Source organism: Streptomyces sp. NPDC097617, assembly GCF_044761485.1.
Lineage (GTDB): Bacteria > Actinomycetota > Actinomycetes > Streptomycetales > Streptomycetaceae > Streptomyces.
In genome coordinates this window covers 1-23,203 of the sequence record NZ_JBIWCL010000021.1, presented here as the reverse complement: position 1 = coordinate 23,203, position 23,203 = coordinate 1, and the positions used below count along the sequence as shown (strand labels likewise).

Here is a 23,203-nt window from a genome sequence, read left to right as displayed (position 1 = left end):
TGTGCCCATGAACGTTGCACGTATCCGGACGGACGCGGCCCAGGCCGCACCTGCCCCCGTGCTCGCCCCCGCATCCGTATCCGTATCCGTATCCCGAGGAGCATCCACCATGACGTCCCGCGCACTCCGTGCCATGACCGTGCTGACCGCCACTGCGGTGCTCGGCGCCACCGCATCCACCGCCGCCTATGCCGCGCAGAGTGATGCCCGGCGCACGCCGGGCATCGTCAGCGCCTGGGCCCGGGCCTGGAACGGCACCGAACCGCAGGCGCTCGGCGCCCTGTTCACCGTCGACGGCACCTACACCGACGAGGCCGTGTCCGCCACCTTCCGGGGCCGCAAGGAGATCTCGGGGTGGAAGGCCCGCGCCGACAGCCTGATCGACAACGTCCACGTCACCGTGCGCACCACCCGCGTCGAAGGCCACCGCGTCACGGTCCGGGCCGTGTACGCCGGCCACCTCAAGGGCGCGCCCAAGCCCTTCGCCGTGCCAATGACCACCGTGCTCGACCTGGACAGGAACGGCTGCCGGATCGCCTCCGACAAGGACCATTACAGCCTGGCCACGGTCCTCGCCCAGTCCGGCCTGCCCGCGGACTGGACCCCGCCGACGGCCTGACCGCCGCGGCTTGACCATCGCGGCGTGACCGTCGCCGTCTGACCGGTCGCCGCCCGCCCGACCGGGCGGCGCGGCCCTGCGGAAACGGACCTGCCCCGTCCCCGCGGGTCACCACCCGGGTACGGGGCAGTCGGCTGTCCTGCCGGTCCTTCCCGGCGCGGACCCCGTGGGGCGTCCGGACGGGGTGTCCGGGTCAGCCGCCCTGACCGGCGCTCCCGACCGGGCCCACCTTCACCGCCGAGCCGCCGCCCTCCGTGACGGGCAGTGAGCCGGTGCCCGGCCAGGCGAGGGTGACCGACTTCGTCTCGTCCGGCGGGGTCACCACCAGCCCCGTGACGCGGACGCCGGAGCCGCCCGACGTGTTGAGCGGGTAGCTGATCCCGAAGTAGGTCGACTCCCCCTTCTTGAGGACGGCCGTGTCGGGCTGCTGGCCCGTGCGCTGCGCGGACAGCGAGCCCGAGTCGGTCTTCAGGTCGACGCCCGGGTACCCGGAGATCGAGCAGTCCCGGTTACCGCGGTTCTTCAGCGTCACCGCGACCGTGCCGTCCGTGTCACCGCCGATGGTGTGCTCCGCGGCCGTGATCGCCAGCTCGTCGGTTCGGCACGTGTCGCTCTTGCCGCTCCCGCCGGAGCTCGCCCCGGTGGAGGGTTTCCCGCCGCCTTGATCCGAGCTGCCCGAGGCCGAAGCGCCAGCCGGGGCCGACGCGGTGGACGTGGACGACGGGGCGCTCTCCCCCGCGCCGTCGTCGCCGTTCTGGCAGGCCGTGAGCGAGAGGCTCGCGGCAACGGCCGCGGCGGCGAGGGTCAGCTTGTGAACGCGCATCGTTTCTTCCTCAGGATCGATCGGTTGGCGGTGCCGGGCGGGTCCCGCTGTTCGGGTCGGTACGAGCGAGCCTTTCCGAACAGCAGGACCCGCCCGGCCCGTACAGCCGTTCCACCCAACCGCCCGCCAATACCTTCCTGTTACACGCACTCTCGGGTCCGACACGTGCCCACCCTCCCAGGGCGCGCCGCCGACCAGCCGGAACGGCGGTTCCCGCCGGAATTCCGCACCGTTACGAGGCGGTCGTCCGCCGGGACAGTCCCGTGACGCGGCGGATCTTGACCCCAACGGGTGGCATCCCTCCTCCACCCGCCTTCGCCCACGCCCGAGGCCGGGAACACACCGCTGCGCCGGAACCGGCGCGCCGATCGCTCATGTCCTTGCGTTCGTGCGACCGCTTCGCCCCCGGTGGTTGGTGCGGACACGGGCCGAGGTGATCTCATAGTCGATCACAGTGGGCCGGCAGAGCGGCCGGACGCGAGGGAAGGACAAGTGGTGGTCGAGCAAGGAGCCGTGGGTGTCACGGTCACAGGACTGATCGAGGCCGCCGCGGAGGGCCGGAGCGGCGCCCTGTGGCGGCTCCGGCACAAGGGTCGGCAGCTCGACGCGAACCTGGTGCGTCTCCTGCCCGATGGTGAAATCGCCCTCCACCGCGAGCCCGAGGTGGACGTACTGCTCCTCGTCGTGAAGGGCGGCGGCTCGCTGAGCCTGGACGGCGCCGTATCGGAGGCCTCGCCCGGCTCCCTCATCCTGCTGCCGCGCGGAGCCCCCCGCTCGCTCCGGGCCGGCCCCGAGGGGTTGGTGTTCCTCACCGCGCACCGCAGGCGCGCCGGCATGTCCATCGGCCGGCCTCCCCGCACCGAACCGCTCACCCCGCAGTGCCCGGTCCACCTCGTCTGCGACCAGTGCCACCGGCACGCCATCGAGGCCGACGCCCGCTACTGCAGCTGGTGCGGTACCCGCCTGATGCCCCGGGCCGATACGGGCTGACACCCGGCGCGGCGCACGGGAGGTGGGGCTCGGCCGTCACGGACGGGGGTGGAGGGGGACCGGGACGCGGGGCAGGTCGATGCCGAAGTGGTCGCGGTAGGCCGCCAGCACCTCGGCGTCGTCGGCGAGGGGCCGTTCGGTCCGCTTCCCGGCGGTCGTGACCGTCAGGACGCGGTCGCTGAGGGTGGTTCGGCCGCCCTCCGTCAGCATCGAGCACACCGGCTTGCGGGTGAATCCCGACACGGGCGAGGTGCTGTGCCACCACGCGCCGGTCACGAAGTCGGGCAGGATCCGGGGGCGCGTCTCCAGCCGGTACTGCGCCGCGCCGTCCTGGAGGACGTCGAGGTCCCCCTCGGGGCCGTCGGCCACCGCGATCCGGAACACCCCTCCCGGGTCGGGCTGCTCGCCGCGCTCGTCGAGGGCCAGCGGGAAGTGGCTGTGGTCGCCGAAGCCCACGTCCACCAGCCACGGACGGCCGTCCTCGCTCTCGACGCGCAGTGCCAGGTGGTCGTAGGGGACGCCCTGCCCGCCGCCTGCCGCGTACACCCGGGCCTGCAGCAGCTCCACCCGGTAGCCCAGGGCCCCCAGCAGCAGCGCGAACGCGCCGTTCAGCTCGTAACAGAATCCGCCGCGGCCACCGGTCAGCAGCTTGTCGAGCAGTGCGTCCGCCTCCAGCACGATCTCCTCGCCCAGGTGGATGGACAGGCTCTCGAAGGGGACGGTCCGCAGGTGCCGCAGGTGCAGGTCGCGCAGCGCCGCCGCGCTCGCCGACCCGGGCCACCCCGCCCCGATCCGCCTCAGGTACGCGTCGATCCGGGATGCGGGAAGATCTTCCATCCCGTCAGTCTCGCAACCCGCCCCCGGCCCCGCCAGACCCTGTCGGCCCATGCCCTCTCTCGGGGGCGCGCCGGCGTACGGCAGATGGCGGACGGCGCTTGTGGAGCTGCCCCGCGGTCAGCACGCTTGACCCATGACCACACCCGTCCCCGCTCCGGTGCGGCCTCCTGCGACGGTTCGGCCGGGCGATGCGCGCCGGGCGCTGGTGGCGGGATCCGTCGGCAACTTCATCGAGTGGTACGAGTTCGGGATCTACGGCTACTTCGCCACCGTCATCGCGGCACAGTTCTTCACCCCGGAGGGCGGCAGCGAGGTGGAGGGGCTCGTCAAGGCGTACGCGTCCTTCGCCCTGGCGTTCTTCATCCGGCCGGTCGGGGCCGCGGTGTTCGGGCGGTTCGGTGACCGGGTGGGCCGGCGGCCCGCGCTCGTCCTGGTCATCTGCCTGATGACGGGTGCCACGGCCATGATCGGCGCGCTGCCGACGTACGCCTCGATCGGCGCCGCCGCGCCGTGGCTCCTGACCCTGCTGCGGATCGTGCAAGGGCTGTCGGCGGGCGGGGAGTTCGGCGGGGCGGTATCGGTCATGACGGAGTGCGCGCCGCCGGGCCGCCGGGGCCTGTACGGAGCCTGGCAGTCGTTCACGGTGGCCCTCGGCCTGCTCGCGGGCGCCGGCGTGGCGGTGGCCCTGGCGAGCGTACTGACCACCTCGCAGCTGCACGGGTGGGGCTGGCGGGTGCCGTTCCTGCTGACCCTGCCGCTGGGACTCGTCGCGCTGCGGCTGCGGTTGCGGCTGCCCCCGGAAGAACCGCCCGCCCGCGTACAGGCCGAGCCGCCCGTCCCGGGACGGCCCCGGCCGCGCGCCGGGGAGACGGCCCGGGCCGTTGTGGTGGGCGTCGGGCGGATGATGGGCTGGTCGGCGGCCGGCTACACCTTCCTGGTGGTCCTGCCCTCCTACTTGCAGAGCACGCTCGGCACCACCTTCCAGCAGGCACTGCTGGGCACCGTCCTGGCGAACCTGGGGTTCGCCGCGTCGATCCTGCCCGCCGGCCGGCTGAGCGACCGGATCGGGCGGCGGGCGGTGATGCTGGCGGGGGCCCTGCTGGTGGCGGCGCTCGCGCTCCCGTTGTTGCACGTGGTGCAGGATCCGCGCGGACCGGCATACGCGAAGGGCGCGGCCTTGTTCGCCGCGGGGGCCGGCGTCGGCCTGATGGCGGGTCCGGGGCCCGCGATGCTGGCCGAGATGTTCCCGGTCAGGGTGCGCTGCACTGGGCTCGGGCTGGCGTACGCGCTGTCCAACGCCGTGTTCTCGGGCTGTGCGGGACTGGTCATCACCGAGGTGGTCGCGCGCACCGGGAACGTCGACGTCCCCGGCTACTACGCCGCGGCGACCTGCGCGGTGAGCGTGGCCGCGCTGCTGACGCTGCGCGGCGACGACCACGAGCGGGCGCTGCGGTGAGCACCTTGCGCGTGGTCGGGCTGATGTCCGGCACGTCGTACGACGCGATCGACGCGGCCGCCGCCGACCTCTCCCTCGACGGCGATACCCTGGTGCTCACGCCCCTGGGGATGATCAGCACGGCCTACGACGAGGAGCTGCGGGCGGAACTGGCCGGGGCCCTGCCGCCCGCCGGGGCGGACCTGGCCACGGTGTGCCGTCTCGACACCCGCATCGGACGGGCCCTCGCCGCGGCGGCGGTGCGGGCGGACGAGGAACTGTGCGGCGGACGGGCCGACCTGGTGGCGTCGCACGGCCAGACGGTCTTCCACTGGACCGAGGACGGCCGGGTGCGCGGCACGCTCCAGATCGGCGAGGCGGCCTGGATCGCCGAGGCGACCGGGCGGCCCGTCGTCTCCGGCTTCCGTACCCGTGATGTGGCAGCCGGGGGACAGGGCGCGCCGCTGGTCAGCATCGTCGACGTGATGTGGCTGCGGGGACGGCCCGGGGTGCCGGTCGCACTGAATCTGGGAGGGATCGGGAACGTGACGGTCGTGCCGGGCGGAGTGGACGCGGCGGGCGGGACGGGCGGGTCAGGCAGGGCGGGCGGGATCGTGGGTGAACCGCTGGCCTTCGACACCGGCCCGGCCAACGCGCTGATCGACGCGGCGGTGCGCGCGCTGGCGGGGCGCGACGCCTCGGGCCAGGCGTATTCGATGGACGCGGACGGAGCTCTCGCCGCGCGGGGCACGGTCCACCCGCCGCTGCTGCGAAGGCTGCTGGACGATCCGTACTATGCCCGTCCCGCGCCGAAGACGACCGGCAAGGAGCTCTTCCACCTGCCCTATCTGCGCGCGGCGCTGGACCCGTGCGGGCCGCTGCCCGCCGAGGACGTCGTCGCCACCCTGACGCGGCTGACGGCCCGGACCGTCGCCGACGCGATCCGGCCCTTCGGGGCGACCGAGGTGATCGCGTCGGGCGGGGGGACGCGCAACCCGGTACTGATGGACTGGCTGCGGGAGGAACTGGCCGGGGTCGGCGGGTGCCTGGTGCGGTCCTCGGACGAACTCGGGCTGCCTGCGGGGGCGAAAGAGGCCTACGCCTTCGCCGTTCTGGGCTGGCTCACCGCGCACGGTCTGCCGGGCACCGTCCCCTCCTGCACCGGCGCCCGGCACACGAGCGTCCTCGGCTCGATCACGCCCGGCGGTCCGGGCCTGCGCCTGCCGGAGCCTCCGGCAGCGGCGCCGGTCCGGCTGACCGTGAGCGGCTGCCCCGGCGCGGGCGGGTCGAACCGTGCCGGGTGACGCGGCCGGGCGGTCTGTCCTTGGCAGGCGCGCCGGCGCGCCCTGGCTCGGCCGGTACGCGGCGACGGACTGCCGCGTCTCGAAGGCCGTCCCCGGCCGGGCCTCGACCGCCTGCCGGTCCGGACCGGCAGGCCTCGTCGGCGCGGACGCGGTCGACCTCGTGCGCGCGGCCCGCCGCACCCCGTCCGGACGCTTGGACGGTCGCAGCGAACTCCTGGTCGAACCGCGGCAGGTGGCGCCCCTGCCGGGCGGCACCGGCAGCGCGCCCGGCCGCTGACCACCCGGTACTCCGACCGCCGGTATCGGACGGTGACTTACACAGCCAACCGGGGGGTGGCGGCGCGCGCCGCGACCCCGGCGTGCCGCTCGGGCTGCTACTGCTGGGCCGGGCCGGGTGACGCTCGCTCCGGCCGTCCCAGCGCACACCAGGAGCCACGTACATGCCGACCCGTGCCCGTGCCCGTGCCCGCCGAAGCCGCCTCCGCACCGGACTGTCCGCCACCGTCCTGACCGCCGCCGCGCTCGGAGGGCTTCTGCAGCCCGCGCAGGCGGCCGGTGACCCGGGCCCGGGCGATGGCCGCCCGCGCCACGACAAGGGCCTCCAGCGGCAGCTCGACGGGCTGGTCGCCCAGGAGGACGGCCCGCCCGGGGTGATCGCCATGCTGACCCGGGGCGACCGAACGCAGGTGTATACGGCCGGTGTCGGCGACATCGCGACCGGCCGCCCGCCGCACCCCGACGACCACATGCGCATCGCCAGCATCGCCAAGGCGTTCAGCGGGGCCGTCGCCCTGCGGCTCGTCGACCAGGGCCTGCTCTCCCTCGACGACACCATCGGCGAGCGCCTGCCCGGCCAGCCGCAGGACTGGCACGCGGTGACGCTGCGCCAGCTCCTCCAGCACACGAGCGGCCTGCCGGACTTCTCGACCGACCCGGGCTTCCTGGAGATCCTCACCGCCGACCCGCGTCATGTGTTCGACCCGCACACCCTCCTCGACTTCGTGGCCGACGAGCCGCTGCACTTCGCCCCCGGCTCCCTGTACGAGTACTCCAACTCGGACAACATCGCCGTCGCGCTGATGGCCGAGGCGGCCACCGGCCGCAGCTACGAGGACCTCCTCAAGGAGCTCGTGTACCGCCCGCTGGGGCTGCGCCGCACCAGCCTGCCCCTCGGATACCGGCTCCCGCGTCCGTACCTGCACGGCTACGACGTCCAACCGCCGGCCGCACCGGAGGACATCAGCGAGGCCGTGGGCGCCTCCGGTGTCTGGGCCTCCGGCGGCATCGTCTCCACCCCCAGGGAACTGGGCGCCTTCATCCGCGCCTACGGCGGCCCCTCGCTGCTGTCGGCACAGACCCGCAAGGAGCAGCTGACCTTCCGCCCCGGCGACTCCTCGGAGCCGGCCGGCCCCGGCACCAACGCCGCCGGGCTGGCGATCTTCCAGTACACCACCCGCTGCGGCGTGCTCTACGGACACACCGGGAACTTCCCCGGGTACACGCAGCTCGCCGCCACGACGCCCGACGGCACCCGGTCGCTGACCTTCTCGATCAACACCCAGACCAGCAAGAGCAACAAGCCCGCGCTGCTGGCCCGACTGCGCACCGTGCAGGAGAACTTCGTCTGCGCCCTGCTCAAGGGGCACTGAGTCACCCACCCGGCCGTAACGGCGGCACGGCGGCACGGCGGTGTGGCGCGAAAACGATCACGCTCGCCCGCGCCGCCACCCGCGGTCCCTATGCTGACGCCATGCTCGACATACCTCTTTCAGCGCTGGAAGTCGCGATGGTGCAAACGGGCACCCGAGCCGCGGACACCCTGCGCGACACCACGGCCTTCGCCCAAGGACTGGAGCAGCTCGGCTACCACCGCATCTGGTACGCGGAGCATCACCACTCTCCCGCGATCGGCGCGTTCCCACCGGTCGTGCTGACGGCGCACGCGGCCGCGTCGACCTCGGCCATCCGTCTCGGTTCCGGCGGGGTGCTGGCCCCCAACCACGCCCCCATCACGGTGGCGGAGCAGTTCGGCACGCTGGCCGCCCTGCACGAGGACCGTATCGACCTGGGCATCGGCCGCGGTCCCGGCACGTTCGACGAAGCCACCGCGCGGGCCCTGCGCCGCGGCGCCGGACCTGCGACGGACGCCGAGTACCGCTCCGACGTGGCCGCGATCCTGTCGTTCCTGGTGGACGAGGTGGCGCTGGGACCGCTGCCGGAGCCGTGGCTGCTGGCGTCGAGCCCCGCAGGAGCCGCGCTCGCCGCCGAACTCGGCCTGCCGGTCGCGGTCGCGCACCACATCCGGCCGGACAACACCCGCGCGGTTCTGGAGCACTACCGGTCGGCTTTCACCCCGTCCCGCTGGTGCGAGCGGCCCCGGGTGCTGCTGTGCGTGGAGACGGTGTGCGCGGAGACGGAGGAGGAAGCCGTCCGGCGAGCGGCGCCGATGAACGTCGTCAAGGCCGGCCTCCTGAAGGGGGAGAGCCAGATGCCCTTCCCCACCCCCGCCCAGGCGGCCACCCACCCCTTCACGGAGCCTGAACGGCAGGCGCTGGCGGGCTTCCGCGCCCAGCAGGCCGTCGGCACGCCCGAGACTGTCGTGCGGCGGCTCGCACAGCTGGCCGCCGAGACCGGGGCGGAGGAGTTGATGCTGGCCACGCCCGTCCACGACCTCGGTGACCGCATCGCTTCGTACGCGCTGATCAGAAAGCACTGGGGCGCCACGTCCGCGCCGTGAGCCGGGGGTCGTGACACTGCTCACACGCGATGGCGCACCACGGAGGCCGCCACAGCCGTTGGCGCTCCGAGGCTGTGGGGTTTCCGCCGGGGGACCCGTGTGCGCGGAACCACGCAAAAGGGGCCATTTGGTCGAGTAGGGACCCCGAACGGATGACCTAGCCTGGACCGACCAGCGAGGTTCGGGGGCTGAGGGCAAAGGAAGAGCACGTCCATGCGCATCACCACCAGTCCCGCACGTCGTCGACGGGCGGGGTACGCCACTGCGGCCGCCCTCCTCGGCCTCCTGGCGGCAGCCGGCACTCCGGCGTACGCCACCACGGACGGCTCGGTGGACCGCGCCCCGGACGCGCCCCCGGCCGGTCACTCCGTACCGGCCGGAGCCGCAGGCGCCGCCCAGGGTGCGGCCAAGGGCGAGGTGAAGGGCGAGGCCAAGGGCGCCGCCCAGGGTGCGGCCCACGGCACGGCCAAGGTCCCGCTGGGGATCTCCCGGCTGGCGCAGGGCACCGGCCGCCAGGTCGCGATCACCATCGACGACGGCCCGGACCCCCGCTGGACCCCGCAGGTCCTGGAGACGCTGCGAAAGAACCAGGTCAAGGCCACCTTCTGCATGATCGGCACGAAGGCTCAGAAGTACCCGGAACTGGCGCGTGCGGTCGCCGCCGACGGGCACCAGCTGTGCGACCACTCCGTCGACCACGACGTCACGATGGACCACAAGCCCGTCGCCTACCAGCGGCAGCAGATCCTCGAGGGCAAGGCCATGATCGAGAAGGCCGTTCCCGGGGTCCCCGTCAGCTACTACCGTGCGCCCGGCGGAGCCTTCACCCCCGACAGCCGTGCGATCGCCGCCGAGAGCGGCATGCGGCCGCTGGGGTGGAGCGTCGACCCCAAGGACTGGAGCAGGCCTGGCCTGAAGGCCATCCTCTCCACCGTGCAGGGCAAGCTCCCCCAGCAGCCGACGGTCCTTTTCCACGACGGGGGCGGCGACCGCAGCGAGACCGTCGCCGCGCTGAAGGAGTACCTGCCCTGGCTCACCGAGCAGGGCTACAGCTTCGCCTTCCCGGCCCGCACCGCCCCGTAGCGTCCGGCAGCACCGGGCAGCACCGGGCAGCGCCCGGTTCCGGCCGGCGTCCCCGCTCAGTCGGGGAGGCGGAAACCGTTGAAGAGGTCGTCCATACCGCGAAGGGCCAGCCGGTCGGGCGTGGCCCGGACCGCGAGATCGCGGACGGCCGCCGCGAGCGGATGGCGCAGGACGCCCAGACGCCCGACGCGGCGGGCACGCAGCCGCACGGCGTCGGTGCGCCCGAGGCGGGCGGCGGTGTACGCGGCGAGAGCGGCCGGCACGGCGGCGTCCGTGCCGTCCCCGTCGTCCCCGCTGTCCCCCTCGTCCCCGCGCTCTCCGGTGGGCAGCAGGCGGGCGAGTACCACCGCGTCCTCGATGGCCTGGCAGCCGCCCTGGCCGAGGTTGGGGGCCATGGCGTGGGCCGCGTCGCCCAGCCAGGCGATCCGGCCCCGGTGCAGGCACGGGAGCGGGGCGGCCAGGTCGTAGAGGTCGTTGCGCAGGACATCGGCGGGGTCCAGGCGGCCGACGCGGTCCAGCAGGGCCGGAATGGGCTCGTGCCATCCGCCGAAGCGCCGCCGCAGTTCGGTGCACGGGTCGGCGAAGCGGGAGTCCGGCGGGACGACCGCGGTGGCGTAGAGGTAGTACCGGCCGTCCACGAGCGGGGTCACCCCGAACCGTTTCCCCCGCCCCCACGTCTCGCTCATGGCCGGTACCCGCAGGTCCGGGGCGTCCACGATGGTCCGCCAGGCCGTCTCACCGATGTAGTGCAGCCCGGGGTGCGCGGGGAAGTACGCGCGGCGCAGCGGACTGTGGATGCCGTCGGCGGCCACGACCAGATCGGCCGGCAGGCCCGGGCCCGCCGCCGTGCGGACGATCGGACGGCCCTCGGCATCGTCGACGCCGGTCACCTCGGTGCCGTAGCGAAGGGCCGACGGCGGCAGAACGCCCGCGAGGGTGGCGGTGAGGGCCGGGCGGGGGACCGCGAGGGGCGCCCTGCCGTAGCGCGCCGTCATCTGCGCGGTGCCCGCCCGGGTGAGCCACCGGCCGTCGGGTCGGCGCACGCCCATCATGGCGGGAACGGCGCCGCCGACCGCGCGGGAGACATCGACGCCGACGGCGTCGAGCGCGCGCAGGGCATTGGGGGCGAGTCCGATGCCCGCGCCGGTGACGGGGGGTTCCGGGGCGCGTTCGCAGACGGTGACGTCCCAGCCCCGGCCGTGCAGTGCGACGGCGGTCGTCAGGCCGCCGATTCCGGCTCCGACCACCACCGCGTGACGGTTCGTCATGACCACCCTCCCCCTTCGGGGCCCCACTCTAGAACGGTACGGCGAGGGAGCACGCGCCCGTCCCGGACCCGGATCCGGACCACCGCGCGGTCGCCGCGGCGCGGGAGGTGTTCGGCGGTAGGGTGCCGACCGTGTCCGAGCACCAGCGCGACCTCGTGGGCTACGGCGCCACGCCGCCGCATGCCGCCTGGCCCGGCGGCGCCCGCGTCGCCGTCAGCCTCGTCCTCAACTACGAGGAGGGCGGCGAGCAGAACGTCCTGGAGGGCGACCCCGCCTCCGAGGGCTTCCTCCACGAGCTCGTCGGCGCGCCCCCGGTGGTCGGCGGGCGTGACCTGAACGTCGAGTCGATGTTCGCGTACGGCTCGCGCGCCGGCTTCTGGCGCATCCACCGCACGCTCCTGGCGCACGGCGCGCCCCTCACGGTGTACGCGGTCGGGCAGGCCCTCGTCCGCAACCCCGAGGCGGCGCGGGCGATGGGCACCGCCGGCTGGGAGGTGGCGAGCCACGGCTGGCGCTGGATCGACTACCGGCACGTCCCCGAGGAGGTCGAACGCGCCGACATGACCCGCTCGATCGCGACCATCGAGCAGCTCGTGGGCCGTCGGCCCGTCGGCTGGTACACCGGCCGGACGAGTCCGCGCACGCGGCGCCTCGTCGTCGAGGAGGGCGGGTTCCTCTACGACTCCGACGACTACTCGGACGACCTGCCGTTCTATGTGGGGACGGGTGGCGGCGACGGGCGCCCGCACCTCGTGGTGCCGTACAGCCTCGACGCGAACGACTTCAAGTTCCTGATCGTGCACGGCTTCACGACCGCGGACGACATGCTCGCGTACCTCGTCGACACCTACGACACGCTCCACACCGAGGGGGCCGACCGTCCCCGGATGATGAGCGTCGGCATGCACGGCCGGATCATCGGGCGCCCGGGCCGCATCCGCGTGCTCGACGGCTTCCTGAACCATGTGGCGCAGCGCGGCGGGGCGTGGATCGCCACCCGCGAGCAGATCGCACGTCACTGGCTCGCCGCGCACCCGCCGCAGCGCTGAAACGCCGTACCCCGGCATGCCCGTGGCCTCGAAGGACTCCGACCGGGCGATCAGGGTCGGTGCGGGACGGCCACGGCCTCTTCGACACGGCCGAGGTCGATGAGGTAGCCGGCAAGCTCGCAGCCGTTCGCGGGGGCGTGGGGGAGCAGGACCGCGACGGCCTCCTCGGTGCGGCCGTCCCCGGCCAGCAGCCCAGCGATGTGCGGCGCCGCGTACGAGGCCCCGCCCTCGGGGTGGGCCTGCGCCCGCTCGATCGCTTCGCCGACGCGGTCGCAGGCGGCCATCAGCGGAAACCGTATCCGGAACAGGTCCCACTCCTCCTCGCCGCGCCGTTCCTCGAGGGCGTCGAGGTGGGCCAGGCCGTCGTCGGGACGGCCCTGGTCCGTGCAGAGGGTGCAGAGCAATGGAGGATCCAGTCCTCGGTTGCCGCGTAGGCGCGCAATTCCCGGGTCCGGTCGTGCCGGGCGAGGAGGCGGGCGTAGGACTCCAGCGCCCGTGGATGCCCGGCCACCAGCCCGTCGCGAGGTAGGGGTCGAGGAGTGCCAGCGCCTGTGCCTGCCCCTGGCGGCCGCGTTCACCGAGCAGCCGAGCCCACTCCCGCGCGCAGAACCACTCGCCGTGCCCGGCCCAGACCTCCACCTGCTCGGCATGGCCGAGTTCGAGGAGTCGGGCGACCGGATGCGGCGGGATGCAGCCCGACCGGGTCCGGGCGCGGTCGTCAAGAGCGGCGGCGTCCGTGGTGACGGCGCGGGGTGGGTGTGTCAGTGAGCCCTCGGCGTCAATTGCCGTGGGTCCGGAGGCTGTCGACCTCGGCGGCGAAGAGCAGGGCGGGGGCGAAGCCCATCGTGGCGAAGTGACCGGCGAGTTCCAGGGACAGCACGCCGTGCAGGCGGGTCCAGAACGTCAGGAAGCGGTGGAGGGCGTCAGACGGGGCGGGGCGGCCCGCGGCCCAGTCGCGATGGTCCGCAAGGTGGGCGGTGAACTGCGCCGCGGGGGCGGTGGCGGCGGTGGGGGTGGTGCGGGCCGGTGTGGTGCAGGCGTCGAGCAGGGTGGTCATGATCTCGACGGAGATGGCGGTGGTGTCCTCGGGTGCGTGGTAGCCGGGGACGGGCGTGCCGTAGATCAGGAAGTACCGCTGGGGGTCCGCCAGGGCCCAGTCGCGCAGGGCGCGTGCCAGGCCGGTCAGGTCGGCGCCGGCGGCGGAGGCCGCGCCGAGGGTGTCGGCGAGGCTCCGGTAGGCGTCCCGCACGAGTTCGGTGATCAGCTCGTCGCGGCCGGCGAAGTAGCGGTAGAGCGCCGGTCCGCTCACGCCCATCTGCTTGGCGATCGCGTTGAGGGAGAGCGCGGACGCGCCCGCCGCGGCGATCTGTTCCCAGGCGCGCTCCTTGATCTCCGCGCGTACCTGGGCCCGGTAGCGCTCCCGGGGGGTCCCCGCGTCCGTTCCCGCCATCATCTGCCGCCTTCCGCGTCCGACCGTTCACCCGATCAAGTTGGTTAGAAGGTATCACGAAATCTATTGACCATCACCGCAAGTCGTTATAGCCTCTAACGATCAATTGAACCTCTATCGATCGGCACCTTCGCCCACCGAACGCCCAAGGGGAACTCCATGTCAGGCATCCGTACCGCCCTGTCCTTCCCCGACGGGGTGCTCGCGGGTCCGGACGTGCATATCCGGTCAAGCTGAGTGGCCGTCCGGTGAACCGTGCGCGGCCGACGGCGGGTCAGCAGGGGCGGCGGTGCACGTCGTGATCGGCCGGGGGTGCCTCGGCGTCTACCCGCTACGCGCGGTGCGCCCCTCGTGAGCTGCCCGAACGACCATTCGGTCGTCGATATACGAACGCTCTGTCCGTAAATCGGTCATCAGTGTGCGACTTGCCCTCAGGTCGGACAGTCTGGTGCCGCAAGGACGCGATATCGAAACCAAATATCGCGTTCAACCTTCGAATCGAAAGCGAGTCTCGTCGTGCGTCACCGCATCGCAGCTGCCTCCGCCGCCGCCCTTGTCTGTCTGGCCGGCGCCACCGGTGTCGCGGCTGCCCAACCCTCCAGCCTGTACGCCCCGTCCGCCCTGGTGTTCACGGTCGCGCAGGGCGACGGCGCCGCCGCGTCCACCGTCCTGCGGGCTTCCACCCTCAGCTGCGCCCCGACCGCTCTGGGCACCCACCCGGACCCGCGGGCCGCCTGCGCCGCCCTCAACTCCGCCGACGGAGCGCTGGACCGCCTGCTGGCCGCTCCGAACCCGGACCGAGCCTGCCCGATGCACTACGCCCCGGTCACCGTGACCGCCGACGGCGTGTGGAAGGGCAGCCGCGTCGCCTGGAAGCACACGTTCTCCAACTCCTGCACCATGTCCGCCACCCTCAACGGGAACGCCGTCTTCGCGTTCTGAGTCCGGTCCGGGTCAGGCGTCGAACTCCCGGCGTGAGGCCTCGATATGACCGAGATTGCGCTGGGTCCAGTCGCACATTCCGTGGGCGGTCTCCCGCAGCCCCAGGCCCGGAGCGGTGAGGGTGTACTCGACCCTCGGCGGCACCGTGGGGTGGACGGTCCGAACGACCAGCCCGTTGCGCTCCAGTATGCGCAGGTTCTGGGTGAGCATCTTGTGGCTGATGCCCTCCACCTCGTCGCGCACCTCACTGAAGCGCAGGGTCCGGTCACCCAGGGCTTCGATGATCAGGAGCGCCCACTTGTTGGCCACGTCCGAGAAGATCTCCCGGGCCAGCGAGTCGGCGCGCCTCAACTCCGCCCCCTCGGGCGAGTCGCTGAACTGCTTGGTCACCATAAGGTTCCCCAGTCACTCAAAAGTGCGTTCTTCCATGTCAGCGCTCACTCTCCTACGGTTCCCCAGTAACCACAAGAGACCACGAGAGAGGGAGGCGGGAACCATGGCGATCACCTTGGTGGACCCCGACGGACTGCCGAAGATCGATGCCTACCGGCAGGTGGCCATCACGACCGGGTCGAAGCTGGTCTTCATCGCCGGGCAGGTCGCCTGGGACGCCGACGGGGCCACGGTGGGCGAGGGCGACCTGGCCGCCCAGATCGAGCAGTGCTACCACAACATCGCCACCGCCCTCGCGGCGGCCGGCGGGTCCTTCGACGACGTGGCGAAAGTGACCGTGTACATCGTCGACTGGACCCCTGACAAGATGCCCTTGGTCATGGACGGCATCGGCCGCGCGGCCAGGAAGCTGGGCGTCACCCCCGTACCGCCGGGCACGCTGCTGGGCGTCGCGGCGCTGGACGTCCCCGAGCACCTGGTCGAGGTGGAGGCCATCGCGGTCCTCGACTGAACGTCCCCGTACATGGCACCCCGCTCCCGGACCCCTCCAGGCCCGGGAGCGGGGCGCTCGCCCTCCTGCGTCTACACCGTGCCTCCCCGGGCCGACACGGTGACGTGGTCCACCCGCATCGCATGCCCCGGCTCGGTCGCGGGACCCGCGACGGCGCCGTCGGCGAGCGGCAGGCTGCCACCGACGGCCACGTTGAGGATCAGGAACAGCCCGTGCTCCACGGCTGCCTTCCACGTTCCGGGGTCCATCCGGTCGGCGCCCACCCGGTGGTGCACGCGCCCGTCCAGGTACCAGCGCACCTCCTGCGCGCCGGGAGTGAGGTCGACCTCGACGGCGTACGAGTGGAACCCCGTACGGCACCCGTCGCACGGCTGCGGACCCGAGGTCAGGCCCGCCGGCTCCTGGCACGGTCCCCCTTCGAGGACACCGCAGTGCATCGTGGCGAAGACGGTGTCGCGCCCGTTCACCGACTCCATGATGTCGAGCTCCCCGACACCCGGCCACCCCGTGTACCCGTCGCGCAGCGGAGCCCCCAGGGTCCAGAACGCCGGCCAGTACCCGGCCGCCTTCCCGCCGGTCACGTCCGGCAGCGCGATCGACGCCTCGATCCGCAACGCCCCGCCGGGCGGCGGCGCGAAGTCGGAGCGCCGCGTCTCGATCCGTCCCGAACTCCACTGCCCGTCCTTGCGGGTGGGCACGATCTCCAGGGCGCCCCTCCCGTCCAGGCGGACGTTGTCGGTCGAGTCGGTCATGGTCTCGATCTCCCCGGTGCCCCACTGCGGGGCGGGGCAGCCCGGGTAGCAGGTGCCGACGTCGTGGAGCCAGTCGGCGGCGGACGGAGGCGTGCCCGCCGGACCGTCGAAGTCGTCGCGCAGCAGCCGCGTCCACCCGTCCGCCCCCGGGGCGGAGCCGGGTCCGGCCGGGTCCGCCCCGGCCGCGGCGGGCAGCAGCCCGGACTCCGTGAACAGCCGCTCCAGCCGGTTGGTCAGGACCACGGCCGCCGCGTTCGTCAGGTGCGCGTCGTCGCGGTAGAGCAGGATCCGGTCGAGCACGGCCGGGCAGGTCGGCCCGTCGCCCGGGCACAGCACCGGGTTCACGCTGACGCTCCGTACGCCCGGCAGTGCGCCGGAGGCGATCCGCAGCGCCAGCGGATCCGGCAGCTGGGCGTCGGTGCGGCTGAACGCGCAGTCGGCGGGGGAGTCGGGGCTGCCGGAGACGCACGCCGGGATGTCCCTACCGGGTACGGGCGTGTCCTCGAGATAGACGATCGGCGCCCCCAGTGCACGCAGCGGCGTCAGGGTCTTCTCCCAGGCCCCGGCCAGCAGCTTCGTGTCGGTGGTGTACCGGTTGAGCGAGGCGATCACGATCAGGCGGGGCTTCGGCTGCTGCCGCAGCCGTTCCAGGGAGTCCGCCCGCCAGGTGTCGCACTCCCGGTAGGCGCGGCCGAGCTGCGGGCTGTCCACCGCCAGCTCCGGCAGCGGGCAGCCCTGCTTGACCAGCTCCTGCAGGGCCCAGCCCCGCTGCGAGGCCAGCGCGAGCATCGGGGAGAACCACTGCCCGGCGTGCGAGTCGCCGAGCAGCACGATCCGGTCCGGGCTGTCCACCGCGCCGAACAGACAGTCCGGGCTGCGCGTCTCGGCGGGCGCGACCTCGCAGGGCCCGTCCGGCGGGAAGTCCGACCGGGCCTGCACGGGGCTGGGCACCACCGGACCGTCCACGAGCGGTGTACCGGGCGTGCGGGCGAGCAGCGTGGGGCCGGCCGCGGCGCCCGGCGGCAGCCCCTGCGTGTCCACCGGGACGGCCGGCCCGAGCACGCGCAGCGTCGTCGTCCCGACGACCAGCGCGAGGACCACCGGCAGCACGATCGCGGAGACGCCCACCGACAGCCCGCGGCGCGGGAGTTCGGAGACCGTACGGCTGCGGCGCAGCGGCTGCTCGACCCAGCGCATGGTGGCGAGGGCGGGCAGGACGGCCGTCAGCGTCAGCGCGGTCTTCGCGGGCCAGCCGAGGGTGCCGAACCGGGCCTCGGCGAGCACGAGCACGGGCCAGTGCCACAGATAGAGGGTGTAGGAGAGCCGCCCGACGGCCCGCGGCGCCCGCCCCGACAGCAGCCGCCCGACGTCCCAGGTGCCCGGGGTGTACCGCTCGCCCCGGCCCGGTATCGCCGCGAGGATCACGGCGGCGGTGGCCAGGGTCGGCACCAGCGCCGCGTAACCGGGGTACGGGGTCGCGGCGTCGTACGTCACGACGCACCAGCCGATCGCCGCGGCGCCGGCCCAGCCGCACAACAGCCGCAGGGGGCGCGGCCCGCGCATCAGGTGCCAGGGCAGCAGGGCGAGCAGCGCCCCGACGCCGAACTGCCAGACCCGCGAGGGCGTTGCGAGGTACGCGAGCGACACGGAGTGCTCGGTCCAGTAGGCACCCAGGGCGAACGACGCGCCGGCGAGCGGGGCGGCGGCGAGCACCACGGCGAGGCGCACGGCCCGGCCGCGCCGGACCGCGCGGGCCGCGCCCAGTACCAGTACCGCCAGCAGCGGGGCCCAGAACAGGTAGAACTGCTCCTCGACGGCGAGGGACCAGAAGTGCAGCAGCGGACTCTGGTCGTGCCCGGCGGCGAGGTAGTCGGTCCGCTGTGACACGAACCGCCAGTTGGCGAAGGACAGCGCCGCCGCGACGACGTCGTACTCCATGTCGGCACGGCGCAGCGGCACGGTCAGCCAGGCCCCGGCCACGGCCACCGCGGCGAGCACCACGGCGGCCGAGGGCAGCAGCCGTCGGGCCCGTCGGGAGAAGAAGTCACCGAGCCGGATCCGGCCGGTCGTGATCGCCTCCCGGACCAGTAGGCCGGTGATCAGGTAGCCGGAGATGACGAAGAAGACGTCCACGCCGACGAATCCGCCGGCCGTCCGGGGAATCCCGGCGTGGAAGGCGAGCACCGCGAGGACGGCGACCGCGCGCAGGCCCTCGATGTCGGGCCGGAACGGGGACCGGTGCGGGCTCGGCCCGGACTCGCTGCCCGAGCGGGGTCCGGACGGCAGCTCTCCGGCTCGCGGGACGGTTCCCCTGCGGGGCCGGCGCCGGCCGGGTGTGACGAGGAAGGACATGGCGATGGTGCCTTTCAACTCAGCCAGGGAAGCATCGGGTTGACCCACCCCGATGCCAGCAGGCCGGTGAGCAGGAGGACCGCCGAGGCGGCCACGGTCTCGGGCCAGCGGCGCGGCAGCATGCCGGTGCGCGAGCGCAGGGCGGCCCGCAGCCGGGCGCGTACCGGTCCTGGTGTCGGGTGCAGTTCCGCCGCGAGGTCCCGGATCAGCGGGACGTTGATCTGGCACTGCACCACGAGGTAGAGCAGCAGACCCCAGTTGGGCTCCCAGCCGCCCCGGTCCACGGCGAGCGCGAGGCCGATGACGGCGGCGCCGTTGGACAGGACGAGCCAGACCAGCGCGACGGCGATCACCCGGCGGGCCATCCCGCCCCGGGCCGCCGCACCGCGCGTGCCGGTGGGGACCCATGCGGCGCTGCGCCCCCGCAGCGTGTGCACGAACGCGGTCGCGGCGGCCACGCTCGTCAGCACGTTCGCCCGGATGACCTCCACCCGCCAGCGGGTCCGGCTGATCCTCGGCAGCAGCACGTGCCACAGCCACAGCGGGGCGAGCAGCGGCAGCACGTGCCAGGGCCGGATGTGGTCCGGGTACCAGAACATCATCACCAGCGGCGGCAGCGGCGCCACGAAGGTGTTCACCGCGGTGGTCAGATAGCCGACGATGCCCTCGTAGAAGCACAGCCGCATCCGCCAGGGCGCGCGCATCCGCCGCAGCACGGGTGTGCCGAGCAGGTGGAGGTTGCCCATCGCCCACCGGTACTGCTGGTTGACGAAGGAGGTGACCTCGTCGGGCGAGGTGCCCTTGGCGACGAGCACCGGCACGTACAGGGTGCGGAACCCCCGCTCGTGGAGGGCGAGTCCGGTGTACAGGTCCTCGCTGTGGTCGAGCCGGGCGAAGCCGCCCGCCAGGTCGATCGCGCTGCGCCGGTACACGGCGTTGCTGCCGCAGCAGATGGTGGCGTCACTCGCGTCCCGGGACGGCTGGATCCAGCGGAAGAACCACTCCTGCGCGGAGCCGGCGGCCCGCTGGATCCACCCCATGGTCTCGTCGGTGTCGAAGCACTGCGGGCTCTGCACGATGCCGACGGCGGGGTCGGCCAGGTAGGGCACGAGGTGGCGCAGGAAGTCCGGCCTCGGAGCGAAGTCGGCGTCCAGGATGGCGATGAACTCCGCGCTGCTCAGGGTGAGCGCGTGGTTGAGGTTGCCGGCCTTCTTCAGACGGCCCCGGTCGGGGCGTACGACGTAGGTGTAGCCGTACGAGGCGGCCAGCGCGGCGACTTCGGGCCGGTCGGCGTCGTCCAGGACCCAGACGGTCAGCGCATCGGGCCAGTCGACGGCCGCGACCGCGCGGTAGGCGTTGCCGAGCACGTAGAGCGGCTCGCCGCAGGTGGGCAGGTACAGGTCGACGTGCGGCAGCGCGGCGGGCCGCCAGGCGTGGACCAGCACCTCGTGCGACTGCCGGGTCAGCCGGCGCTGGCGCAGGCTGTTGACGGAGGAGAGTGCGAGGGCCGCGACGTTGAGGCCGAGGACGGCGAGGAAGGCCCACAGGGCCGGTGTCCGCAGGGCGAAGGTGAACATGGTCGCCGCCGTGAACACGAAGGCGAGCGAGGTGCTGACGAGCACCCAGCGGCGCTGCGGTCCGAAGTACCAGTAGAGCTCTTCGTCGGATGGTGGTTGCGGAAGATGATGAACGGTCATAAAGCCCCCCACGGCTGTGCATGTACCCGTTTCAGGTGGCCCACCCTAGCGTCAAAGGTATAGACCAGTTGTTGCGAGGGTGTGGCACCGGAGCCAATGCGCCATGGATTGGCGCGACTCGATTGGTCCAGACCTCTCGCTCGGGTCATTCGACAGCCCGCGCCCGGCTCGTCCGGGAAGATGCGGGTCACGCGGGGGTGAACAGTCCTGGAACTCGCCGGAGCGTCGGGCTATTGCCCGTCGGCGGGCGTGGGGGGCTCGGTGGGCGTGGAGGGCCGGGGCACGGTGAAGATTCGGTCGAGGTGGTGGCGCAGTACCGCGATGGCCGACTCGGGCTTCCGCTGTCCCGCGAGGATGCTGCCCGGTCAACGCCCGGGTGCTCGGCTTCGTGGAGGACGCCGACTCCCTCGCCCCCGCTGACGCCTGACCCCTGCGGCCCGACGGCTCCGAATTCCGGAGGCGGGCCCGGAAGAGACGTGCTGATTGTCCGGATCGTCGCTGTTCACCCCAGTCCGGTGGGGCAAGGATGTCTCCCTGCGAGTCTGCTTCCACGTGACGTGATCCGGGGGGATTCATGGCAACGAGAACGAGGCGCACGAGGCATACGAGGCACACGAGGCGTACGGGCCTGGCCGTGGCGGGGAGCATCCTTGCCGGGCTCGGCGTGGCCGCTCCCGCCCAGGCGGCCCCGGGGGGAGCCGCCGCACCCTGCAAGCCGTCCCTCCAGGTCCTTCAGACGCTGCCCGCCACCGACGATCCGCATCCCAGTCCCTGGGTGCGCCGCACCCAGGTCTCCGCCATCGCGCCGGGGTCCTCGCGCCTGGCCGTCGGCATGTCCGGCATGAAGGCGGCGTACTGGATCGGGGACCGGGTGTACGCGGTACCGGTCCCCGCGGGCTCGGGTACGGGCCGGGTCGTGGACGTCAACCGGTCCGGCCTGATGGTCGGGCAGGTGTCCACGCCCGAGGGCAGCAAGGCGTTCAGCTACCGGCACGGCGAGAGCGCCATCACCGTACTGCCCGGCGGGGACGAGGCGAGCGGGGTCAACGACCGGGGTGTCATCGTCGGCAGCCTCTGGGACGCCGCCCTGAACCGGACCATCGGTCTCGAATGGTCGGGGGGCCGGCTGCGCCGCGAACTGCCGCCACCCGCCGGATACCGGTTCCACACGGCGTCCGGCCTCAACAACGCCGGGCAGGTCTCCGGAGACGGCCAGGCGCAGGATCCCCTCCCGGGCTCGCGGTTCCTGGTCACACCCGGGCTCTACTGGCCCGCCTACCCGGCCACCGCGCCCTCGGTGCTGCGGCCCGTCGACGACACGGGGGACGGGTACCACACCCGGGGTATCGACGAATCCGGCCGGATCGTCGGATATCGGTGGAGGGAGACGGGGGGCGCCGCCGAGTTCGCCGTCCTGTGGAACCGACCCGACGGCGATCCCGTGTATGCGCCCTGGGCGCCCGGCGCGATCGGCGGCACCTTCGACGCGATCAGCCCGAACACCGGTGTCGCGGTCGGCCTGGCGGAGTTCACCTACGCCGCGCCGCGCCCGCCGGACAGCCCGCAGGCCCGGGCCCAGTACTGGACCGGCAGTGGACCGATGCGCGTGCTGCCCGGGCTGGCCCCGTCCCGGTTCACGGCCGCCTTCGCCGTCACGGACGACGACCGCGTCGGCGGGGCGGCGCTGGATGCGCAGAACCGGGTCAGGCCGGTGATCTGGACCTGTGCGTCCCGGCAGGCGTTCGTCCTGGAGCACCCCCGGTCGGCCTCGCAACCGTAGGCCGGTGCGGAGCGGTTCGGGTCAGGAGCGGTTCGGGTCAGGACGGTCTCGGCCACGCCGTGGCGAGCACCCCCGTGGTTCGCCACGGCGTGTGCGAGGCCGTCCTGAGTCAGTGGGTGGGAGGCAGCGGTGTGGGGGAGGGCGTCGGGCTGCCCGGGGTGCCCGTGGGCCGGAAGCTGCTGATGCGCTGCGCCGGGACGATCGTGGGGAGGAGGAAGTTCCACAGGTCGGTGACCCGGGTGTGGAGGTCTTCGCGGCGGGTCCGGACGTGCGAGGTGACCTGGATGCCGGTGAAGGCTCCGACGAGCAGCGTCGAGAGGGCCTTGACGTCGAGCGACGGGTGTATGTCGCCGCGTTGCTGAGCGGGGGTCAGGCAGCTGCGGCAGGTGTTGATCCAGGCGTCGTACGGGGTCGGGTCGGGGTTGGTGAAGGAGCCGAACTCGATGACCAGGCGGATGCCGGCGCGGATGCGCACGTCGGTACGCAGCCCGTGGGCCATCCGGTGGGTGAGGTCGATGACGGTCTGCAGGCCGGGGTCCTCGACGGCGGGGAGGTGCGCGGAGACCTGGAACTGTTCGTCCATCAGGGTCCGGGCGAGGGCTTCCTTGGACGGGAAGTGGAAGTACAGCGCGCCCTTGGTGACTCCGGCGTGCTTGACGACGTCGCTGAGGCTGGTGCCGTCGAACCCGCTGGCGTCGAAGGCGGTTGCCGCGCCGGAGAGTATGGCTTGGCGGGTGATCTCGGCCCGCTCCTGTCTGGCCCTCGCCACGTGCGTTCGTCCCCTTGGTCACTTCCCGCGCGCTGGTCGCTGCGGTGTGCCGTCAATGTAGTCGGGCATCCGGAAAGGAAACCAGTCGACAGGTACTTTTTCGTGGAGGCGGGGAAGCGGTTCGGGGAGTTGTGTGACCGTATGCCTGATTGTTTCTGCGCGACGGTATGGGTGGACTCGGTAACGGACGTGTGGAGAGGGTGAGTTGGTCACCCGGGTCGGTGCGGTGGCTTCGGCGCGACCAACTCGTGTCGAGGCGGGCTGAGATGACGCGCGGCCACGGGACCGGTTCCCCACTCGGTGCGGCCGGTGCGGCTGTCTAGCCCCGTACTTCGCGGGTCGTTGATTCGTATGGTGTGACCGGTCCGGGAGTGTCCCGGGCCGGTCGTATGGCGTTGGTCCGGATGTGTCG

General features: G+C 73.0%; 21 protein-coding genes. 12 read left to right on the top strand and 9 right to left on the bottom strand.

The genetic code is table 11. The features are described from left to right. The first annotated feature begins 109 nt into the window (after positions 1–109). Positions 110–619, top strand: a complete 510-nt coding sequence (locus tag ACIQZO_RS28245; RefSeq protein WP_403631413.1) for a nuclear transport factor 2 family protein — start codon at positions 110–112, stop codon at positions 617–619. 193 nt (positions 620–812) lie between these two features. Here ACIQZO_RS28245 and ACIQZO_RS28240 read toward each other — a convergent pair whose 3' ends face one another. Beyond that, positions 813–1,442 (bottom strand): DUF4232 domain-containing protein, encoded by a 630-nt coding sequence (locus ACIQZO_RS28240; protein WP_403631412.1) that lies wholly within the window; start codon positions 1,440–1,442, stop codon positions 813–815. Between the two features lie 513 nt (positions 1,443–1,955). Between ACIQZO_RS28240 and ACIQZO_RS28235 the strand changes: the two genes are divergently transcribed. After that, positions 1,956–2,432: a hypothetical protein gene (locus ACIQZO_RS28235; RefSeq protein ID WP_403631411.1), complete on the top strand. Its 477-nt coding sequence runs from the start codon at positions 1,956–1,958 to the stop codon at positions 2,430–2,432. Between the two features lie 36 nt (positions 2,433–2,468). Here the strand turns inward: ACIQZO_RS28235 and ACIQZO_RS28230 are convergent, their stop codons facing one another. Continuing rightward, positions 2,469–3,269: an arylamine N-acetyltransferase gene (locus tag ACIQZO_RS28230; protein WP_403631408.1), complete on the bottom strand. Its 801-nt coding sequence runs from the start codon at positions 3,267–3,269 to the stop codon at positions 2,469–2,471. Positions 3,270–3,402: 133 nt separating this feature from the next. Between ACIQZO_RS28230 and ACIQZO_RS28225 the strand changes: the two genes are divergently transcribed. The 6 genes from ACIQZO_RS28225 to ACIQZO_RS28200 all read left to right on the top strand — a co-directional run bounded on the left by ACIQZO_RS28225 (position 3,403) and on the right by ACIQZO_RS28200 (position 9,828). Continuing rightward, a complete protein-coding gene (locus tag ACIQZO_RS28225) occupies positions 3,403–4,725 on the top strand; it encodes an MFS transporter (protein ID WP_403631405.1) in 1,323 nt (440 codons plus the stop codon). Between the two features lie 5 nt (positions 4,726–4,730). Then, entirely contained in the window at positions 4,731–6,008 is a 1,278-nt protein-coding gene (locus tag ACIQZO_RS28220) for an anhydro-N-acetylmuramic acid kinase (protein WP_403631543.1), read from the top strand. Next, complete coding sequence (locus tag ACIQZO_RS28215) at positions 5,998–6,285, top strand: hypothetical protein (RefSeq protein WP_403631402.1); 288 nt, start codon at positions 5,998–6,000, stop codon at positions 6,283–6,285. The genes ACIQZO_RS28220 and ACIQZO_RS28215 overlap by 11 nt, the downstream gene beginning before the upstream one ends. Before the next feature lie 163 nt (positions 6,286–6,448). Beyond that, on the top strand, positions 6,449–7,657 hold the full coding sequence (locus ACIQZO_RS28210; RefSeq protein ID WP_403631400.1) for a serine hydrolase domain-containing protein: 1,209 nt from the start codon (positions 6,449–6,451) through the stop codon (positions 7,655–7,657). Positions 7,658–7,758: 101 nt separating this feature from the next. Then, positions 7,759–8,745: an MsnO8 family LLM class oxidoreductase gene (locus tag ACIQZO_RS28205; RefSeq protein WP_403631397.1), complete on the top strand. Its 987-nt coding sequence runs from the start codon at positions 7,759–7,761 to the stop codon at positions 8,743–8,745. Positions 8,746–8,958: 213 nt separating this feature from the next. Next, entirely contained in the window at positions 8,959–9,828 is an 870-nt protein-coding gene (locus ACIQZO_RS28200; RefSeq protein ID WP_403631394.1) for a polysaccharide deacetylase family protein, read from the top strand. A gap of 56 nt (positions 9,829–9,884) precedes the next feature. Here ACIQZO_RS28200 and ACIQZO_RS28195 read toward each other — a convergent pair whose 3' ends face one another. Next, positions 9,885–11,096, bottom strand: coding sequence for an FAD-dependent oxidoreductase (locus ACIQZO_RS28195; RefSeq protein WP_403631391.1), 1,212 nt, complete (start codon positions 11,094–11,096; stop codon positions 9,885–9,887). 131 nt (positions 11,097–11,227) lie between these two features. Between ACIQZO_RS28195 and puuE the strand changes: the two genes are divergently transcribed. Next, complete coding sequence (puuE, locus tag ACIQZO_RS28190) at positions 11,228–12,145, top strand: allantoinase PuuE (RefSeq protein ID WP_403631388.1); 918 nt, start codon at positions 11,228–11,230, stop codon at positions 12,143–12,145. 50 nt (positions 12,146–12,195) lie between these two features. Here puuE and ACIQZO_RS28185 read toward each other — a convergent pair whose 3' ends face one another. Both ACIQZO_RS28185 and ACIQZO_RS28180 read right to left on the bottom strand, forming a co-directional pair. Then, positions 12,196–12,549 carry a hypothetical protein gene (locus tag ACIQZO_RS28185; RefSeq protein WP_403631386.1) on the bottom strand — a complete coding sequence of 118 codons (354 nt, stop codon included), beginning with the start codon at positions 12,547–12,549 and terminating at the stop codon, positions 12,196–12,198. Between the two features lie 374 nt (positions 12,550–12,923). Further along, positions 12,924–13,595 carry a TetR/AcrR family transcriptional regulator gene (locus tag ACIQZO_RS28180; RefSeq protein WP_403631542.1) on the bottom strand — a complete coding sequence of 224 codons (672 nt, stop codon included), beginning with the start codon at positions 13,593–13,595 and terminating at the stop codon, positions 12,924–12,926. Positions 13,596–14,111: 516 nt separating this feature from the next. Here ACIQZO_RS28180 and ACIQZO_RS28175 point away from each other — a divergent pair. Continuing rightward, entirely contained in the window at positions 14,112–14,537 is a 426-nt protein-coding gene (locus ACIQZO_RS28175; protein WP_403631383.1) for a subtilase-type protease inhibitor, read from the top strand. Between the two features lie 12 nt (positions 14,538–14,549). Here ACIQZO_RS28175 and ACIQZO_RS28170 read toward each other — a convergent pair whose 3' ends face one another. Next, a complete protein-coding gene (locus ACIQZO_RS28170) occupies positions 14,550–14,930 on the bottom strand; it encodes a winged helix-turn-helix transcriptional regulator (protein ID WP_403631381.1) in 381 nt (126 codons plus the stop codon). Positions 14,931–15,033: 103 nt separating this feature from the next. Here ACIQZO_RS28170 and ACIQZO_RS28165 point away from each other — a divergent pair, with 103 nt between their 5' ends. Further along, a complete protein-coding gene (locus ACIQZO_RS28165; RefSeq protein ID WP_403631378.1) occupies positions 15,034–15,441 on the top strand; it encodes a RidA family protein in 408 nt (135 codons plus the stop codon). A 71-nt stretch (positions 15,442–15,512) separates the two neighbouring features. Here ACIQZO_RS28165 and ACIQZO_RS28160 read toward each other — a convergent pair whose 3' ends face one another. Both ACIQZO_RS28160 and ACIQZO_RS28155 read right to left on the bottom strand, forming a co-directional pair. After that, entirely contained in the window at positions 15,513–18,545 is a 3,033-nt protein-coding gene (locus ACIQZO_RS28160; protein WP_403631541.1) for an acyltransferase family protein, read from the bottom strand. A gap of 14 nt (positions 18,546–18,559) precedes the next feature. Beyond that, complete coding sequence (locus tag ACIQZO_RS28155) at positions 18,560–20,242, bottom strand: glycosyltransferase family 2 protein (RefSeq protein WP_403631376.1); 1,683 nt, start codon at positions 20,240–20,242, stop codon at positions 18,560–18,562. A gap of 634 nt (positions 20,243–20,876) precedes the next feature. On the opposite strand from ACIQZO_RS28155, the gene ACIQZO_RS28150 reads away from it, so the two are divergent. Continuing rightward, complete coding sequence (locus ACIQZO_RS28150; RefSeq protein WP_403631373.1) at positions 20,877–22,022, top strand: hypothetical protein; 1,146 nt, start codon at positions 20,877–20,879, stop codon at positions 22,020–22,022. Between the two features lie 109 nt (positions 22,023–22,131). Here ACIQZO_RS28150 and ACIQZO_RS28145 read toward each other — a convergent pair whose 3' ends face one another. Continuing rightward, positions 22,132–22,791, bottom strand: coding sequence for a ScbR family autoregulator-binding transcription factor (locus ACIQZO_RS28145; RefSeq protein WP_403631370.1), 660 nt, complete (start codon positions 22,789–22,791; stop codon positions 22,132–22,134). Between the last annotated feature and the right edge of the window lie 412 nt (positions 22,792–23,203).